The following is an 18,215-nucleotide window of genomic DNA, read 5'->3' as shown; positions in this document are numbered from 1 at the left end:
GGGAGAAGTTGAGCCGCAGTAACCACCTGTGTGCAACTTTTTGCCCCTGTGAACGCATTTATATGTGTCAGCATATTAGGAACGGAACGTGAAAATGAAGATAAAACAGCTTTTTTCGGGTGATACCGATAATACATTCATACAGTTTTTCAGATACGTCTTTGTGGGCGGATTCGCATTTGTGGTGGATTACGGCATTATGACAGCACTTGTGGAGCTTTGCCGCTTCGACCCCGTCATTGCCGCGACTATCTCTTTCGTGGCAGGACTTTTGGTGAATTATTCCCTGAGTACGTTTTGGATATTCAAAAATTCAAAGATAAAAAACCGCTTTGCAGAGTTTGCGGCATTTGCCGCCGTGGGCGTTGTGGGACTTGGCATAAATGCCGCAATAATATGGTTTTTCAAGGATATCCTTGCTTCAAAGCTCATATTCGGCACGCTTCTTCCGCAGGATAAATATTATCTTGTGGGCAAACTTGTTTCCACAGTGATAGTTTTCATATGGAATTTTGCAGGCAGAAAATTTATTATATTTGATAAAAATAAAGACTGAACAGGAGAGGATAACACATGGAAAAGGTAATTATTATAGGCGCAGGCCCAGCCGGTCTGACTGCGGCAATAGAGCTTCTTAAAAACGGCGGTGACTATGACGTGACCATACTTGAAGGCTCGCAGGCAATGGGCGGAATATCACAGACAGTGAGATATAACGGCAACCGCATGGATATAGGCGGACACAGATTTTTCTCCAAAAATCAGCAGGTCATGGATTGGTGGGCAGACCTTATGCCTTTGCAGGGCAAACCTGCCTATGACGATAAAAAGCTAGGCCACGAAAAGCCCCTTGCCGAAAACGGCCCCGACCCTGAAACTGAGGATAATGTAATGCTCGTCCGTGACAGAGTGTCGAGAATTTATTACAATAAGCACTTCTTCGACTACCCTATCTCAATGAAGCCCGAAACCATAAAGAACATGGGCTTTGTCACCACCATGAAAGCAGGTTTTAGCTACCTGTGGGCGTGCGTGTTCAAAATGCCTGAAACAAACCTTGAGAATTTCTACATAAACCGTTTCGGAAAGGTCCTCTATTCCATGTTCTTCGAGGGCTATACCGAAAAGCTTTGGGGTAGACACCCAAGCGAGATATCCGCAGATTGGGGCTCACAGCGTGTAAAGGGTCTTTCTATCACAGCCCTTTTGAAAGATATGTTCAAAAAGGTGTTCGGCACAAAGAATAAAGGCGAGGTGGAAACCTCCCTTATCGAACAGTTCTGGTATCCAAAATACGGCCCTGGTCAGCTTTGGGAAACCGCTGCTGAGAAAGTAAAAGAGCTTGGGGGAAAAATACTCACAGGCTGTCAGGTAAAGAAAATAATGTGCGAGGGCAGAAAAGTCACCTCCGTTGTCTGCGATACCGCTGAGGGCGAAAAGACCTTCACAGGTGATATCTTTATCTCCTCAATGCCTGTCAAAGACCTTATCCTCGGCATGGATGGCACAAAGCCTTGCGATACCGTCATAAAGATAGCCAAGGGCCTGCCGTATCGTGATTTCGTCACAGTTGGACTTCTTGTCAATAAGCTCAACCTTAAAAATGAAACAAATAAAACAACTCTCGGCAATATCGTCCCTGACTGCTGGATATATGTTCAGGATAAGGGCGTGAAACTGGGCAGAATACAGATATTCAACAACTGGTCGCCTTATATGGTGGAAAAGCCTGAGAATACAGTTTGGATAGGCCTTGAGTATTTCTGTGCCGAGGGGGACGATTTCTGGAATATGTCCGAGGAGGACTGCGTAAAATTCGCCACCGCTGAGCTTGTTAAAATGGGAGTTATCTCCGAAAATGAAGTCCTTGATTCCCATAGAGAAAAGGTGAAGAAAGCATATCCTGCTTATTTTGATACATATAAGCATTTCGATACCATGATAAAGTTCCTCGATACTTTCCCTAACCTCTATTGCGTGGGCAGAAATGGTCAGCATAGATATAATAATATGGACCATTCAATGCTCACCGCCATGGAAACAGCCGAAGCCATAAAAACAGGCAAAAAGAGCAGAAAAGATATCTGGAACGTGAACACAGAAAAAGAATATCACGAAGAAAAATCTGGAAACTAATATGAACAAAAAGAAAGGTGGACTTCTTCTGTCCCTGCGGAAAGACATGAACAGAAGAGCCATAAGCGACAGACGGCTTGAGGCGATCTTCCGCACCCTCAGCCGTCACACTTATATAGTTGCAGCGTTCATATGCCTTGCACTCACAGGCTTTGGAAGCTATAGCTATAAGTTTTTAAACGGCGTCATTGTGTGTGGCGTTTTCATGATAATAGAGTTTTTCTACCTCAGACGGTTTTTGAAACAGCTCGATGACAGCGGAAAGCATACTGTAGGCTCAGTTTTGACCTTTGCAGGCAAGACCCTTTTGACCCTTGCGGCAGTGAATTATTTCGTACATACCCAATATAAAGCGGCTTTTATCTGCTTTGCAGGACTTTGCGCCGTGCTTGTTATGTATGTCGCGTTGCTCAATAACGATAAAAAGTTCCACGACCGTGTCACCTGCCTTGCCTTGGCAGGAGCAGGCTTTGTCCTGCGCTATTCTTATGTCTTTATGTCCGATATCTATACAAGACAGAATGATGTGTGGTATTTCGGCGGCGAGGGCGGTCACGCAGGCTATATAGAGTATATCTATAATAACAACGCCCTGCCGAATTTCGACCCTACCACCCTTTGGCAGTATTATCACCCGCCTCTCCACCATATCATCTGTGCGGTGTGGCTGAAATTCTGCACCTCCATAGGCATAGAGTATTATATGGCGTGCGAGGCTATACAAGCTCTGACCCTCTTCTATGTCTGCGCCGTTACAATAACAGTCTATAAGATATTACGGCTCTTTGACCTTAAAGGCAAAGCCCTGACTATCCCGTTCGGTATGTGCTGTATGTATCCATACCTTGTCCTAATGTCAGGTGGAATAAATAACGACCCTCTCATGCTGTGCTTTACAGTGGGAGCAATATATTGCGTGTTGAAATGGTATAGAGAACAGACCGCAAAGAATATCGTCAAAGCAGCCCTCTGTATCGGTCTTGGCATGATGACAAAAATATCCGTAGGGCTTATCGCCCCTGCCGTAGCCATACTTTTCTTTATGGCGCTTGTGCAAAATCGTAAGAATATGGCAAACCGCCTAGGCCAAATGTGCCTTTTCGGTGTAGTATGCTGTCCTCTTGGACTTTGGTGGAGCGTGAGAAATTACCTGCGTTTCGGCGTAAAACCAAACTATGTCCCAAGCCTTTCAAATGCCGACGTCCAGTATATAGGCGACCTTACAGCCAAACACCGCCTTACAGACTTCAGCTTCTCGCAGTTTAAAATAGTCTTTGAGCAGTGGGGCGGCGAAAGCTATAAAGAGTATAACCCTACCATAGCAATGCTTAAAAACTCGCTTTTTGGCGAGGGCATAAACGAAACTTTCTTCCCCAAAAACGCAATGCTCGTGCCATATGCACTTTTCTGGATAGCCTTGGTTCTTGCGGTCATAGCGTTTATTGCAATGCTCATAGTGCTTTTTGTAAAGACCGATAACGCAAGATTTACCGAAAAGCTCATGCTCACAGTGGTCTATGCCACTATCTTAGGCAACTATTATAACTTCTGCATCAGATATCCTTTTATCTGCACAATGAATTTCAGATACATAGTACCATGTATGCTCATAGGACTTATAAATATCGGACTTTTCACAGACCTTTGCAAGCGCTCCGAAAAAGCCCCATGCAAAGCCATAGTCAGCACCCTGAGCTATCTTTCTTCTGCATTTATCGTCCTGTCCTACATAACATACTTCTTTGTGGCAAGCACCAACGGATAAAACCCCGACCCCATGTAGGGGCGAACAGCGTTCGCCCGCCTAGCTTCCCCACAAACTGAAAAATATCGCAAAAAAAATACCGACCGCTCAACCCGAGCCGTCGGTATTTTCATTATGCCAATATAGCCTTATTTCTTTGTAGTGACAGTTTTTGTTGCCGACCAAGCGCCGTAATACTTTGTGCCGCCTACAGTTGTGTAAGATCTCACACGAACATAGTATTTCTTGTTGGCAGAAAGCTTTGAAACAGTGGTCTTGTCTGTCTTGTTGTTTGTGATAGTCACTTTCTTAGCACCAGTGAACTTTGAGTTGGTAGCATACTGAATTTCATATCCCGTAGCAGAGCCTTTCTGCGCCCAGTCGATAAAGAATGCCTTCGACTTAGCCGTAAGCTTCTGTATCTCCTGCTTTGCAGGATTTATCTTGAACGTCTTTGTGATAACTCCGCCATACTTGCCCTTGCCTGTTATCTTTACAGTAGCCTTGCCAACTTTTTTGTTGTTGGAGTATGAAACAGTGTAGTCAGTGCCGTTTTTAAGAACAGTGTTTCCGACCTTTACAGTTACGTTCTGCGTGATAGCCTTTCCTGTGAACGCCTTTGTGGAAATGCCCGAAACAGTAGCCTTTGTGATGTCGTTGTTAGCCGTCTTTATGCTCTTTACATCAGACCATGCGCCGTAGTATACCTTGCCGTTTCTGTTTGTGTAGGAACGAACACGAACATAATATGTCTTGTCCCCTGTCAGACCGCTTATTGTCAGCGTGTCAGGCTTGTTTGCTGTCAAATGCCTTGAAGCCGCACCATTCATGTTTGCGTTTACAGAATACTCGACGTCATATCCCGTTGCAGAGCCTTTCTGCGCCCAATCAATATAGAAGCCCTTGTATCTGGTTTCAAGCTTCTGTATTTGCTGTTTTGCAGGAAGAATGTCGAACTTAGCGCTCAGTGTGCCTGAATAGTTGCCCTTGCCGTATACATAAACGCTAGCCGTGCCGACGTTCTTGTTGTTTGAGTATGAAACTGTGTAGTCAGTGCCTCTTGTGAGCGTCCTGCCTGCTGCCTTTACTGTAACTGACGGAGTAATATTGCTTCCTGTGAATGAAACGCTTGAAGCCACTGAAACAGTTCCGCCTGCCATTGCACGCTTTGTGATAGTGAAGTTCTTTGATGTGTAACCTGTGTAGTCGCCCATGCCTGTCGCAATAACAGTTGCAACGCCAACGTTTAGATTGTTTCTATATGAGATAGTGTAATCCTTGCCTGCCTGAAGCACCTTGCCGTCAAGCGTAACTGTAGCCGCAGGCTTTTTGTATGTGCCGTCATAAACATAGCTTGTTTCTGAAAGCGTAAGAAGTCCGTTGTTAAGGCTCTTCTTTGAAACAACTATCTTAACGTCCTTTGAAACGCTGTCATAACCATTTGCAGAAGCCGTAACAGTAACATATCCTGTGCCTGTCTTGAGAGCGGTCACGTTTCCGTTCTTGTCAACAGTGCATATTGACGGAGTCGTGCTTTTGTATGTGAGAACAGCCCCGCTTGTTGATGAACTTGCTCCAATGTTTTTGCTCTGTCCCGCAATTATCGTAACGCTTGAAGAACAGTTAAGATCTACTCTGTTGCCGTAAGGCTTCATAAGAGCCTCGATAACGTCCTTTGCAGGACTTGTAACAGTATTGTTTTTTCTGTTTATGTAGCCGTGATATTCACCGTTGAGAACAATGCTGCTTCCGTTGTATCTTGCAAAAGCATTGTTGTCCCACAGTACGCATGGAATGTTATTCTTCTTTGCAAGCGCAGTGTAGTCTGTTGCCCACTTTACACGCTCAGCAGTGTTGTTCTTGTCTGTTGAGCCGAACTCACCTATAACGACAGGTATACCTTTGTCACGGAAATTGCTTTTCAGCGTGCTGAAAAGGTCCCGAAGCTCACTCTTTATTGAAGATGTATATGCAGAGGTCGAGCCTGGACCAACATTCATTGCAAAGTTGTAAGGGCTGTATGCGTGAACTGATACAGCGATGCGGTTTTTGTTGCCTGAGATATCTGTAGGAAGCTTGAAGCCTGAAACGGTTGCACCGTCTATGGAAGCGTCGTAACCGGGACACATGATAAGTCTGCCCTTGTTGTTTGAGCCTGTGTTTCTTATGGTGTCAACAGCCTTCTGATTGAGCTTGTTTATGCAGCCTATAGCGTCCTTTACCTCTGACGGAATGCTCCACTTGTTGAACCACCATTCATAGCTGGAGCCGATAAGACGAGGCTCATTCAATGTTTCAAATATAAGATGATAGTCATAATCCTTGAAGTATTCTGCCGCCTGTGACCATACGCTGGTAACAAATTTCTCAGAGCTTGAATATGCAGAAGACCTTGGGTAATATCCCGCTCCCGAAGCGCTTGCAGATGACTTTGTGTCATGATGAATGTTCAAAATAACATACATATCGTTTTTGTAGCAGTAATCAACTACTTCCTTTACTCTTGCAAGCCATGCCGAGTCGATAGTGTAGTTGTCACCCGATACGTGCTTGCCCCAAGAAACAGGCACTCTCACTGTGTTGAAGCCTAAAGACTTTACCTTGTCTATAAGAGCCTGAGTTGTTTTAGGATTGCTCCACGATGTTTCCGTGTCAAGACCTGAACCGCCTGTTGCGTCATGAGAGTTGCCCAAATTCCAGCCCAGACCCATATCTTCAAGTATGGCTTCCGTGTCAGCGTTTTTGAGAGTATCTCCCGACAATGCCTGCGCATTTATATCCCCAAGGTCAAGACCAATAAATATAGTCATTGCCATTAAAAGAGATAAAATAAAGCTCAGGTATCTTTTTGATACTGATTTCATTCTTTCCCGTCCTTTCATATATAAAATATTAACCTCATCAGTACCTTTTATTATACCACATCTCTGTTCAAATTAGAATACGCTTATTAAACAAATAACATACATTCTTTTTGTGTATAAATCTCAAATGTTCATATTTTTAATCGCTATATGAAAAAGTGCTGATTTATTAACGCTGATATAATTATACGATGTTAAAAATTCAGAGGATATTATCTGCCAAAAATCAGATTTTGCTATTGAAAATGAAGCGGTATTGTGCTATAATCAAATGTGTTCATAGCTTTATCTCAAAGAAAGGAAAGGTGTATTTTATGAAAGTTAAACAGTGGCTTGCATCATCACTTGCAGTGCTGATGCTTGTTTCGACCGTGGGCTGCGGAGATAATTCCTCAAGCTCAAAAGCTGAAAGCAAATCAAACAACAGCTCTGCCGTTGTTTCGGAAACTGCAATGCCTGAAAAGGATTATGCAACAACGACCGACGGCTCAGCGAAAGTCAAGATCGACGGAACAAAATTCATGGTGGGCGACAAGGAGCTTTGGTTCAATGGAGTGAACGCTCCATGGGATAAGTGGAACGACTTTGGCGGAGGCTTTAATTTTGAGTTCTGGCAGGATCATTTCCAGAAGCTTCACAATTCAGGCGTAAATGCCGCAAGAATATGGATAATCTGCAACGGCGACGTTGGTATGGCTATCTCAGCAGACGGTACATTTGACGGTGCAACAACAGCTCATTGGGAGGATCTTGACAATCTGTTCTATCTTGCAGAACAGTATCAGATCTATATAATGGCAACAGTTCAGTCCTTTGATAACTTCAAGGATCAGAACCAGAATTATCAGGCTTGGAGAACGCTCATTCAGGACAGCGACAAGACAGATATGTTTGTAGATAACTACATAGTTCCTCTCGTTCAGAGATACGGCAAGAGCGACTATTTCTGGTCTGTAGACCTTTGTAACGAGCCTGACTGGATAGTTGAAAATGAAGAGTGCGGCAAGCTTGATTGGCCCTATCTGGAGCAGTATTATGCAAAGGCAGCTGCAGCTATCCATGCAAATTCAGACGTTCTCGTAACCGTGGGTCTGGGTATGATAAAGTATAACTCCGACAGCCAGCAGGGCAACAAAATATCCGACAGCGAGCTTCAGAACGTTTTGAGCGGTGATAAGTATGACAAGAGCCTTGCCTATGTTGACTTCTATTCAACTCATTGGTACACTTGGATGCAGGGAATGTGGGGATATCCTTTCAGCGAATCTCCAACAGACTTTGGCCTTGACGGTACAAAGCCTTGCGTTATAGGCGAATGCCCAGCCGTTGCAAGCGACAGCGATTTCGACATCACCTCAGCTTATGAGGACGCTTACAACAATGGTTGGAACGGTGTGTTTGCATGGAAAACAAGCGGTCAGGACGATGGCTGTGGTCTGTGGCAGGATATCCAGCCTGCTATAGAAAAAATGGCAGGTATCTGCGAGGATAAGATATTCCCTAACGGCAAAAAAGCTGTATAAACAAACTTTGATAAAATAATCACAAAAAGAGCCGACTTTTGCGGCTCTTTTTTGTTGCTCTTTTTTGTGAACAAATTGTGCTGTCTGTTGACTATAGTGCGGCATAATGCTATAATAAGATACGGAAAATCAATGACGATTTGCAGAAAGTAAAATGCTGTGAATCGTTATTTTTACGCATTAACGTCATATAATGGCGGTGTGGAAAGGAAGTAAAATCATGGAAGAGTATAGCTACATATTGTTTATTGCACTTATACTGCTTTCGACCAAGATTCTCGGTCTTGTAACAAAGAAAATGAAACTGCCGCAGGTAGTCGGTGCGTTGTTGGCGGGCGTAATACTCGGACCTGCTGTTCTTAATGTTGTAAAAGAAACTGAGTTCATCTCAGAACTGTCAGAAATTGGCGTTATCGTGCTGATGTTCACCGCAGGACTTACAACAGACGTTAAGGAGCTTAAAAAGACTGGTAAAGCGTCATTCATAATCGCTCTTCTTGGCGTTATCGTACCACTGTTCGGCGGACTTGGACTTGCCGCTGCAATGGGCGTAGGCAAGGGCGATAAGCTCGCCTGCTCACCATTCCTGCAGCACCTTTTCATAGGCGTTGTGCTTACTGCAACATCAGTTTCTATCACAGTAGAAACTCTGAAAGAGCTTGGCAAGCTCTCTACAAGAGCAGGTAATGCCATTCTCGGTGCGGCTATCATAGACGATATCCTTGGTATCATCGCATTGACCCTTATCACAAGCCTTGCAGATACAAGCGTTCACGTTGCAACAGTTCTTATTAAGATAGTAGCGTTCTTTGCAGTGGCTATCGGCTGTACAGTGGTTTACCATGTTGTGTTCACAAAGTGGAGAAAAAGAGATAAAAAAGACCTTAGACGTCACGTTATCATTTCCTTCGTTTTCTGCCTGCTCATGGCGTATGTAGCAGAGCTTTTCGGCGTAGCAGATATCACAGGCGCATTTGTTGCAGGTCTTGCAATTTCAAGCGAAAAGGACGTAAAGTATATCTCAAACAGATTTGAAACACTTTCGTATATGTTCCTTTCACCAGTGTTCTTTGCAAGCATCGGTCTTACAATGAACGGTATCAACATGAACGGCAAAATGGTGCTGTTTACAGTTTTGCTCCTTGCTGTGGCAATAATCACAAAGATAATAGGCTGCGGACTAGGCGCAAAGGTTTGTAAGTATACAAATCAGGAAAGCTTGCAGATAGCAATGGGTATGATCTCACGAGGTGAGGTCGCACTTATAGTAGCGGCTAAAGGACAGAAGCTTGGACTTATGGGCGACGAAGTTTTCGCACCTATCATCATCATGGTGGTTGCAACAACGATAATCACACCGGTATTCCTGAAGTTTGTGTTTAAGGATAATCATGAAGAACACGTTGAGGACGAGCTTATGAAGTCTGTGGAGGGCTTCTCACAGTATGAACAGGAGCTGCAGGAACTCTCAAGAAAAGAAAAGTAATGAAAAAAAAGCAAAGAGCGGAGCAAAAAACTCCGCTCTTTTTTGTACAAAAAAATCCGCTGCCACGAATGATAGCGGATATGGGTGCAGGGGCACGCCCCTGCTTAAAGATTGAACATGATCTGATTGAGTACGCTCTCCAGATATTCCTGTCTGCCGCTTGAAAGTGAGTCTGTGACTTCGCCCTTCTCAACTGCATACTTCTCAAGGCTCTCCATGTCAGCCTTACCTGCAATGATGTCTGCACCAATGCCTGTTGTCCAGCTTGCATATCTGTCATCAACGAACTTGTCAAGTCTGCCGTCCTCAATGATCTTTGCAGCAGCCTTAAGACCAAGTGCAAATGTGTCCATACCTGCAATGTAGCTCAGGAAAATGTCTTCCATTGTGTATGAGCCTCTTCTTGCCTTAGCGTCAAAGTTCAGACCACCGTTTGTGAAGCCGCCTGCCTTGAGAACTTCGTACATACAAAGTGTAGCGTCATAAGCGTTTGTAGGGAACTGGTCTGTATCCCAACCGAGCAGTGGGTCGCCCTGGTTAGCGTCGATAGAACCGAATACACCGTTATCTCTTGCAACTCTCAGCTCATGCTGGAAAGTGTGCTGGGCAAGTGTAGCGTGGTTAGCCTCGATGTTCATTTTGAAGTCCTTGTCAAGACCATATTTTCTCAGAAAACCGAGAACTGTAGCTGTATCGAAATCATACTGATGCTTTGTAGGCTCCTTTGGCTTTGGCTCGATGTAGAAATCACCTGTGTAGCCCTTTGAACGAGCATAATCAACAGTCAGCTTCATAAGTCTTGCCATGTTGTCAAGCTCCAGACCCATGTTTGTGTTCAGAAGAGTCTCATATCCTTCTCTTCCGCCCCAGAAAACGTAGCCCTTACCGCCAAGCTTGATAGTAGCGTCAACAGCGTTCTTGATCTGTGCAGCCGCATAAGCAAAAACATCAGCAGAAGGTGATGTGCCTGCACCATGCATATATCTTGGGTGATCGAAGCACTTAGCAGTACCCCAAAGAAGCTTCTTAGTAGGGTCAGCAGCCATTTTTTCAGCTATGTAGTCAACTACCTCAGCAAGCTTTGCGTTAGTGGTGCCGAGATCACCGTACTCAGGAGAAAGGTCACGGTCATGGAAGCAGAAATAGTCGATAGAAAGCTTGTCCATTATCTCGAAAGCAACATCGACCTTCTTCTTAGCTCTTGCCTCAGGAGCAGCCTCGCCCCAAGTCTTGTCAGTAGTGCCGCAGCCGAACATATCAGTGCCGTCGCCGCCCATTGTGTGCCACCATGAAAGAGCGAACTTGAGCTGTTCTCTCATAGTCTTGCCCATTACAACCTCATCTGGGTTATAATACTTAAAAGAGAGGGGATTAGTTGAGTTTACACCCTCATACTTGATCTTTGGAATATCCTTAAAATACTCTGCCATAATTTTGACCTCCGAATATATTATTGTTTGATCTTAACGATTAAACGATTACAATACAATAATACACCAAATCGCACCTGTTTGTCAACTGTTTTTTATCAAAATTGCATATATTGATATATATTAAAATTGTGGGATAACTGCATAGACACACTATTTTTTCTCGTATTTTCATCAATATTTCTGTAATAATTTTCTGTAATAACTGCACAAATTTTGACAACTAAACTTGTGCAAACAAATGATTTATCTTTTAATTTGGCAACATTTCTGCAATTGTTGCATTTTTTATGCAACAAAAGAGGTGTTTTTCGTGTATAAGTAGAAAGCGTCTTAGATACTTGCGGGCACGTACAAGCCCTGCGACTTAGTGAATACGATGAGAGATTCTGGAACAGGCTGTAGAGTACTTGTATCAGGACGTGGGCGTGCATTGTGATATTTTGTGTATGCAACACCTAGGACATAATACCAAATGTCATACCCCGAACGTAACTTGAAAATCGAATATAAACGGCTGAAACACGAACCCAACGGCAACAAATCTGTAGGGGACGACGCCCTCGGCGTCCCGATATTCCTCACCCATTGAATTAACAGAGATTATCACAACAATGTCACCCCGAAAATAATTTGGCATCAATGATACAACAATTATGCGTTATTCCTCCGAACGGGACGCCGAGGGCGTCGTCCCCTACAATTATGGATACTGTTGATACGCATACCTCCATTGAATACATTTATCCCCACCCGAAAATCTGATTTCAGACCTGCAATACCCCCACAATAAATTGTACAATTTGCTCTCAAAATCATTTTGCAACTTAATAGATATTGTGCAACCCTACAAAAATCACATAAATGACCTTAAATGACTTGAATTTTGCGAAAAAGGTGCTAAAATATAATTAGCACTCAGAAAGACCGAGTGCTAACAATCCGATCGTGAGAGTGCTGAAAACATAGGTGCGACCACGAAGGATCCTAATTTAGCATATTAAAAGGTATTATAAAAGGAGGAACTTATCATGGCGATCAAACCATTGCAGGACAGAGTTGTAGTTAAGATGACAGAGGCTGAGGAAACCACAAAGAGCGGTATCATTCTCACAGGCTCAGCTAAGGAAAAGCCTGAGGTCGCAGAGGTAATAGCTGTAGGCCCTGGTAAAAAGGACGTTACTATGGGCGTTAATAAGGGTGACAAGGTGCTTATCTCTAAGTACAGCGGTACTAATGTTAAGCTGGACGGTGAAGAGTTCATTATCGTTAAAATGGACGACATTCTCGCAGTTGTTGACTAATTTCACTGCATTTTAAATAGTATATAAACGGAGGTAATTTACAATGGCTAAGGATATAATTTTTGGCGAAGACGCAAGAAAAGCTTTGCAGAGCGGTATCGACAAGCTCGCAAACACTGTTAAGATAACACTGGGACCTAAGGGCAGAAATGTAGTTCTTGATAAGAAGTACGGTGCTCCTCTTATCACAAACGACGGTGTTACTATAGCTAAGGAGATCGAGCTTGACGACCCATTCGAGAACATGGGCGCACAGCTTGTAAAGGAAGTCGCTACTAAGACTAACGATGCTGCCGGTGACGGTACAACAACAGCTACATTGCTTGCTCAGGCTCTTGTTAGAGAGGGTATGAAGAATATCGCAGCAGGTGCTAATCCAATGGTACTTAAAAAAGGTATGGATCAGGCTGTAGATACTGCTGTTGAAACTATCGTCGCTAACTCAAAGAAGATAGAAGGCTCTGATGAGATAGCTAGAGTAGGTGCTGTTTCTGCCGCTGATGAGAACATCGGTAAGCTTATCGCTGAGGCTATGGAAAAGGTAACTGCTGACGGCGTTATCACTCTTGAAGAGTCAAAGACTGCTGAAACTTACAGCGAAGTCGTTGAAGGTATGCAGTTCGACAGAGGATATATCGCACCTTACATGGTAACAGATACAGATAAAATGGAAGCTGTTCTTGATGACGCTTACATTCTTATCACAGACAAGAAGATCTCTAACATTCAGGAAATTCTTCCACTTCTCGAGCAGATCGTAAAGGCTGGCAAGAAGCTCCTTATCATTGCCGAGGACGTTGAGGGCGAGGCTCTTTCAACTCTTATCGTAAACAAGCTGAGAGGCACATTCACTTGCGTAGCTGTAAAGGCTCCTGGCTTTGGCGACAGAAGAAAGGAAATGCTTCAGGATATCGCTATCCTCACAGGCGGTCAGGTAATTTCATCTGAACTTGGTCTTGAACTCAGCGAAACAACTATGGAGCAGCTGGGCAGAGCAAGACAGGTAGTCGTTCAGAAAGAGAACACTATCATTGTTGACGGCGCAGGCAACAGCGACGATATCAAGGCAAGAGTTGGTCAGATCAAGTCACAGATCGAGAATACAACTTCTGATTTCGACAGAGAAAAGCTTCAGGAAAGACTTGCTAAGCTTTCAGGCGGCGTAGCTGTTATCAAGGTCGGTGCTGCAACTGAGGTAGAAATGAAAGAGAAGAAGCTGAGGATCGAGGACGCTCTGGCAGCTACAAAGGCAGCTGTTGAAGAGGGTATCGTAGCAGGCGGCGGAACAGCTCTTATCAACGCTATGCCAGCAGTTAAGAAGCTCGTTGACAAGCTCAGCGGTGACGAAAAGACAGGCGCTCAGATCGTTTACAAGGCTCTTGAAGAACCAGTTAGACAGATCGCAGTGAACGCAGGTCTTGAGGGCAGCGTTATCATAGACAAGATAATCCGTTCAAGAAAGGTCGGCTACGGCTTCAACGCTTATACTTCTGAGTATGTTGACATGATACCTGCAGGTATCGTTGACCCTACTAAGGTTACACGTTCAGCTCTCCAGAACGCAGCTTCTGTTGCTTCAATGGTGCTCACAACTGAGAGCCTTGTTGCAGACAAGAAGGATCCGCAGGCTGACGCTGCTATGGCAGCCGCAGCAGCAGGTGCAGGCGGAATGGGCGGTATGTACTAATAAGCTCCCATGACTAATATCTGATATAATTTACAGCCTCCGTAGTTATCCTGCGGAGGCTGTTTGTATGGAATGGGTAATATTTTATGATATAGTTTACAAAAATCAAATAATATCCTCGATGCTTTTGTAAGTAAAATCCAAAAGTATTGATTAATTAAATTAAATATATACATATTGTTGCAGACGTCCGCTTAAAATTAAAGCAAATTATGATATTTAATAAAAAGTTAAATAATTATTCACACAATGGGTTTGTGAATTTGTTATAATACTTATATCAATTTGAATAATTATTGTCTTTTGTTCAAATTTTCAGAAGTGTGAAAATTTGAAATAATGGGCATGAAAAGAAGTAAATAAACGAAAGGAAGATGAAATATGTCGCTTGGACGAGTATTGGTAGTAGACGATGATAAGAACATCTGCGAGCTGCTCAGGCTTTACCTTGAAAAGGAGGGCTATGGAGTAATACTTGCACATGACGGTGAGGAAGCAGTGGTAAAATTCAACGCTCTTAAGCCTGACATCATACTGCTTGACATTATGCTGCCTGGTATAGACGGCTGGCAGGTATGCCGTGAGATAAGAAAGAAGTCCAACGTGCCTATCATCATGATAACCGCAAAGGTAGAAACATTTGATAAGGTGCTTGGTCTGGAGCTTGGAGCTGACGACTATATCGTAAAGCCTTTCGATACAAAAGAAGTTATCGCAAGAATAAAGGCTGTTTACAGAAGAGTAGGTCAGTCATCAGGCGAAGCTGAGATAAAGGAAGTCAAGTATGACAAGCTTTCAGTCAATATGACAAGATATGAGCTGAGAGTAAACGGTCAGGTGCTTGACACACCGCCGAAGGAGCTTGAGCTTCTGTTCCACCTTGCTTCAAATCCGAACAGAGTTTATACAAGAGATCAGCTCCTTGATGAGGTATGGGGCTTTGAATATTACGGCGATTCGAGAACTATCGACGTTCACGTTAAGCGTCTGCGTGAGAAGCTTGAGGGCGTTTCTGACAAGTGGGCACTTAAAACTGTATGGGGCGTAGGATACAAGTTTGAAGTCGCTGAAACACCGCATGAGTAATCGTAAAAGCATATTCTTTAAATACTTTGTAATTTGTTCAGCAGTAATACTTATAAGCTTTGTGTGCTTAGGAACGGTATTACTGCTGGTTTCTTCAAGGTATTTTATTGACGAAAAAAAGAGCCTGTTGGAGAAAAACACCAAGGCTCTTGCTTTATATACGCAGGAAGAAATGCTGGCTCAGCCTGCCGACTGGAAAAAGTCGGTGACAGATGAGATGACGCAGTATTCAATGGCGTGCAACGCTGATTTTATCTTGTGCGACTCTACGGGAGCAGTGCTTGTGAACTCCAGTAAGGATCCTGTGTGCAGCCCTCATAATATATCTGTCCATGAGCTTGAAGCTTTTTCTGACAATTGCGAGTATGTTTATTCGGATCTCGGAGGAGCTTTCGATGCTATATATCATGTGATAGGTAAGTCGTTCAAAGCGAATGGACCTGAATATTATGTGCTTGCATTCAGTTCAAAGGCGGCTCAGGACGACTATACCTACAACATAATGGAAATATTTATAGTTTCCGCTATAATAGTTCTGGTCATAGTAATGTTTCTGGTATATTTCATGACGCTGAAGCTTACAGAGCCTATAAAAGAGATAGCGGAAGTATCAAAGAAGATAGGAGCAGGAGATTTTTCCGTCACCCTGCCTGATTATTCTACCTCGGAGCTTGAACAGCTCAGCAACGCTTTCAACGATATGGCGGCCAGCCTGAAAAGCTATGACACCATGCGAAACAGCTTCCTTGCGAACGTTTCTCATGAGCTTAGAACGCCTATGACGTCTATAGGCGGTTTTGTGGACGGCCTGCTTGACGGCACCATACCAAAGGAGCAGGAGAGATATTATCTTAAAATAATTTCCTCTGAGGTACACAGACTTGCAAGGCTCGTAAGAAGTATGCTCAATCTTGCAAAGATCGAGGCAGGCGAGCTTAAACCTAATTTGCAGTATTTCTCTGTGCTTGAGCCGATAGTCGATACCCTTGTGACTTTTGAGCCAAGGCTTGAGGAAAAGCAGATAGAGATAAGGGGTCTTGACGTTGACAGAGTGACCCTTTATGCTGATAACGACCTTGTTCATCAGGTCATGTATAACCTCATAGAGAACGCCATAAAGTTCGTTGACAAGGGCGGTTATATAGAGTTTCACTTTGAGCCTGAGGGTAACATGACGAGCATTTCTATCAGAAACAGCGGTGAGGGTCTGTCTGAGGACGAGCTTCCGCTGGTGTTCGACAGATTTTATAAGACCGATAAGTCAAGAGGACTTGACAAGACGGGCGTTGGATTGGGACTTAATATCGTGCGTTCTATCATAAAGCTCCATGGGGGCAAGATAATGGTACGAAGCGTTAAGAACGAGTATACGGAATTTGTGTTCACGCTGCCTAACAAGGCGGAGGGCGACTAGGAGGCTCATATGGAGCAGTTTGAAGAGCAGCCTTGTCTGCATGATGAAAATGAAGATACAGCCCAAGAAACCGGGCGTTACAAGCTGCCTGAGGGTGCGGTAGCCGCCCACAAGGTGGACGAAGATTTTTGGTCGGCTGTTGATTCGGCAAGAAAAAGAAGCCGCCGCAGAGAGCGTATGCGCCATGCAGCTGCAAGGCTGTGCTTTATGGTGCTTTTTGTAGGCATCGGAATAGCCATATCAATAACCTCCATAAGGGGAAGCGGCTGGGTGAGAAATCTTGTTACAGGGGATGAGAAGATAAGCTTTACGCTTCCTGTGGCTGACAAGCCGAAGCTTGATGATGAATTTTATCAGGCTGACGGAAGATACACTGCCGAGGGTATCGCAAAGGGGTTTTCTCCTGCTGTGGTATCTATAGAGGTTTACAAAAATTCGGGTGGATATGTTGCGGCAGGTCAGGGCAGTGGCGTTATAATGTCCGCTGACGGATATATCGTCACAAATGCCCATGTTGTAAATGCGGCGGAGTCGGGTATAAAAGTTGTTCTAAGCGACAATTCGGAGTATGAAGCCAAGGTGGTGGGGCAGGACTCTGCCACGGATATAGCGGTGATAAAGATACAGGCACAGGGCTTGCAGGCGGCTGAGTTCGGTGATTCAACTCAGGTGAATGCAGGTGAAGAGGTGGTCGCTATCGGCTCGCCGGCTGGCTATTACGGCACTGTGACAAAGGGTATCGTGTCAGGTGTGAACCGCAGGATAAGGCTTGAAAACTCGTCAATAATAATGAACTGCATACAGATAGACGCAGCTATAAACCCCGGTAACTCAGGTGGAGCGCTGTTCAATATGTGGGGTCAGGTCATAGGGATAACCTCATCGAAGCTTGCTTCAAGCGATTATGAGGGCATAGGCTTTGCGGTATCCATTGACGAGGCGAAGCCTGTTATCGAGGAGCTTATGGAAAAGGGCTATGTGGCAGGCAGAGTAAAGATAGGTGTGACTTATTATGCTGTCAGCGACACCACTGCTGAGATATACGGCATAAAGCCGGGTATTTGTATTGTATCCATAAACCCTGATTGTGACGTTGCCAACACAGATCTTGCGGAGGGCGATATCATCACGGAAATAGACGGAAAGTCCACCGCAGGAGAGGTGGATATAGCGTCGCTGTTTTCAGGAAAGCAGGCAGGAGATGAAGTCGTCTGCAAGGTATATCGAAAGACGGACAGCGGTGATGAGAAAGAGTTTGAGATAAAATTCAAGCTTATGGCGGATAACGGCGGTCTGGTGGCAGACAGTCAGGCGGAATAGATAACAAAAGTGGATAAAAAAAGAAAAAAGCTGTGGTAAGAAAGGGTACCACGGCTTTTTTCTTAGGGGATTAATAAAATATGTGATGATATTATAGAATTACTATAATACTATAATTATATATTCCCCTTAGTTTCATGTCAACATAAAAGTGTGACAGCTATTTCAAAAAAATCTGTCACACTTTTTGTCACTGGGAAAATGTATAAAAATACAAAAGA

12 protein-coding genes are annotated in these 18,215 nt (G+C 44.0%); 10 read left to right on the top strand and 2 right to left on the bottom strand.

Annotated elements, in window-relative coordinates:
• The first annotated feature begins 94 nt into the window (after nt 1-94).
• The 3 genes from DWW81_RS00290 to DWW81_RS00280 are packed head-to-tail and all read left to right on the top strand — an operon-like array spanning nt 95 to nt 3,901.
• Entirely contained in the window at nt 95-556 is a 462-nt protein-coding gene (locus tag DWW81_RS00290) for a GtrA family protein (RefSeq protein WP_117896590.1), read from the top strand.
• A 17-nt stretch (nt 557-573) separates the two neighbouring features.
• The gene (locus DWW81_RS00285) at nt 574-2,136 is read left to right on the top strand and encodes an NAD(P)/FAD-dependent oxidoreductase (protein ID WP_117896589.1); all 1,563 of its coding nucleotides are present in this window, start codon (nt 574-576) and stop codon (nt 2,134-2,136) included.
• 1 nt (nt 2,137) lies between these two features.
• A complete protein-coding gene (locus DWW81_RS00280) occupies nt 2,138-3,901 on the top strand; it encodes a glycosyltransferase family 39 protein (RefSeq protein ID WP_117896588.1) in 1,764 nt (587 codons plus the stop codon).
• A 128-nt stretch (nt 3,902-4,029) separates the two neighbouring features.
• On the opposite strand, the gene DWW81_RS00275 is transcribed toward DWW81_RS00280, so the two are convergent.
• Nucleotides 4,030-6,744, bottom strand: a complete 2,715-nt coding sequence (locus DWW81_RS00275) for a cellulase family glycosylhydrolase (RefSeq protein WP_181982623.1) — start codon at nt 6,742-6,744, stop codon at nt 4,030-4,032.
• A 314-nt stretch (nt 6,745-7,058) separates the two neighbouring features.
• Here DWW81_RS00275 and DWW81_RS00270 point away from each other — a divergent pair, with 314 nt between their 5' ends.
• Together DWW81_RS00270 and DWW81_RS00265 are read left to right on the top strand one after the other, a co-directional pair.
• Complete coding sequence (locus tag DWW81_RS00270; protein ID WP_181982622.1) at nt 7,059-8,267, top strand: cellulase (glycosyl hydrolase family 5); 1,209 nt, start codon at nt 7,059-7,061, stop codon at nt 8,265-8,267.
• 220 nt (nt 8,268-8,487) lie between these two features.
• Complete coding sequence (locus tag DWW81_RS00265; RefSeq protein ID WP_117896586.1) at nt 8,488-9,753, top strand: cation:proton antiporter; 1,266 nt, start codon at nt 8,488-8,490, stop codon at nt 9,751-9,753.
• A 104-nt stretch (nt 9,754-9,857) separates the two neighbouring features.
• Here the strand turns inward: DWW81_RS00265 and xylA are convergent, their stop codons facing one another.
• Complete coding sequence (gene xylA, locus DWW81_RS00260) at nt 9,858-11,183, bottom strand: xylose isomerase (RefSeq protein ID WP_022287212.1); 1,326 nt, start codon at nt 11,181-11,183, stop codon at nt 9,858-9,860.
• Nucleotides 11,184-12,214: 1,031 nt separating this feature from the next.
• Between xylA and DWW81_RS00255 the strand changes: the two genes are divergently transcribed.
• From DWW81_RS00255 to DWW81_RS00235, 5 genes are all read left to right on the top strand, one after another.
• The gene (locus DWW81_RS00255) at nt 12,215-12,487 is read left to right on the top strand and encodes a co-chaperone GroES (protein WP_022288719.1); all 273 of its coding nucleotides are present in this window, start codon (nt 12,215-12,217) and stop codon (nt 12,485-12,487) included.
• Nucleotides 12,488-12,530: 43 nt separating this feature from the next.
• Entirely contained in the window at nt 12,531-14,174 is a 1,644-nt protein-coding gene (gene groL, locus DWW81_RS00250; protein WP_117877148.1) for a chaperonin GroEL, read from the top strand.
• A gap of 381 nt (nt 14,175-14,555) precedes the next feature.
• On the top strand, nt 14,556-15,260 hold the full coding sequence (locus tag DWW81_RS00245) for a response regulator transcription factor (RefSeq protein WP_022288718.1): 705 nt from the start codon (nt 14,556-14,558) through the stop codon (nt 15,258-15,260).
• Nucleotides 15,253-16,674 (top strand): HAMP domain-containing sensor histidine kinase, encoded by a 1,422-nt coding sequence (locus tag DWW81_RS00240; RefSeq protein ID WP_117863610.1) that lies wholly within the window; start codon nt 15,253-15,255, stop codon nt 16,672-16,674. The genes DWW81_RS00245 and DWW81_RS00240 overlap by 8 nt, the downstream gene beginning before the upstream one ends.
• A gap of 9 nt (nt 16,675-16,683) precedes the next feature.
• The gene (locus DWW81_RS00235) at nt 16,684-17,994 is read left to right on the top strand and encodes a trypsin-like peptidase domain-containing protein (protein WP_117896585.1); all 1,311 of its coding nucleotides are present in this window, start codon (nt 16,684-16,686) and stop codon (nt 17,992-17,994) included.
• Nucleotides 17,995-18,215 lie beyond the last annotated feature (221 nt).

Source organism: Ruminococcus sp. AF17-1AC (assembly GCF_003461385.1).
In the GTDB taxonomy this organism is placed as follows: Bacteria; Bacillota; Clostridia; order Oscillospirales; family Ruminococcaceae; genus Hominimerdicola; species Hominimerdicola aceti.
The sequence above is the reverse complement of the archived record's forward strand: the minus strand, read 5'-3'. Positions and strand labels throughout refer to the sequence as shown.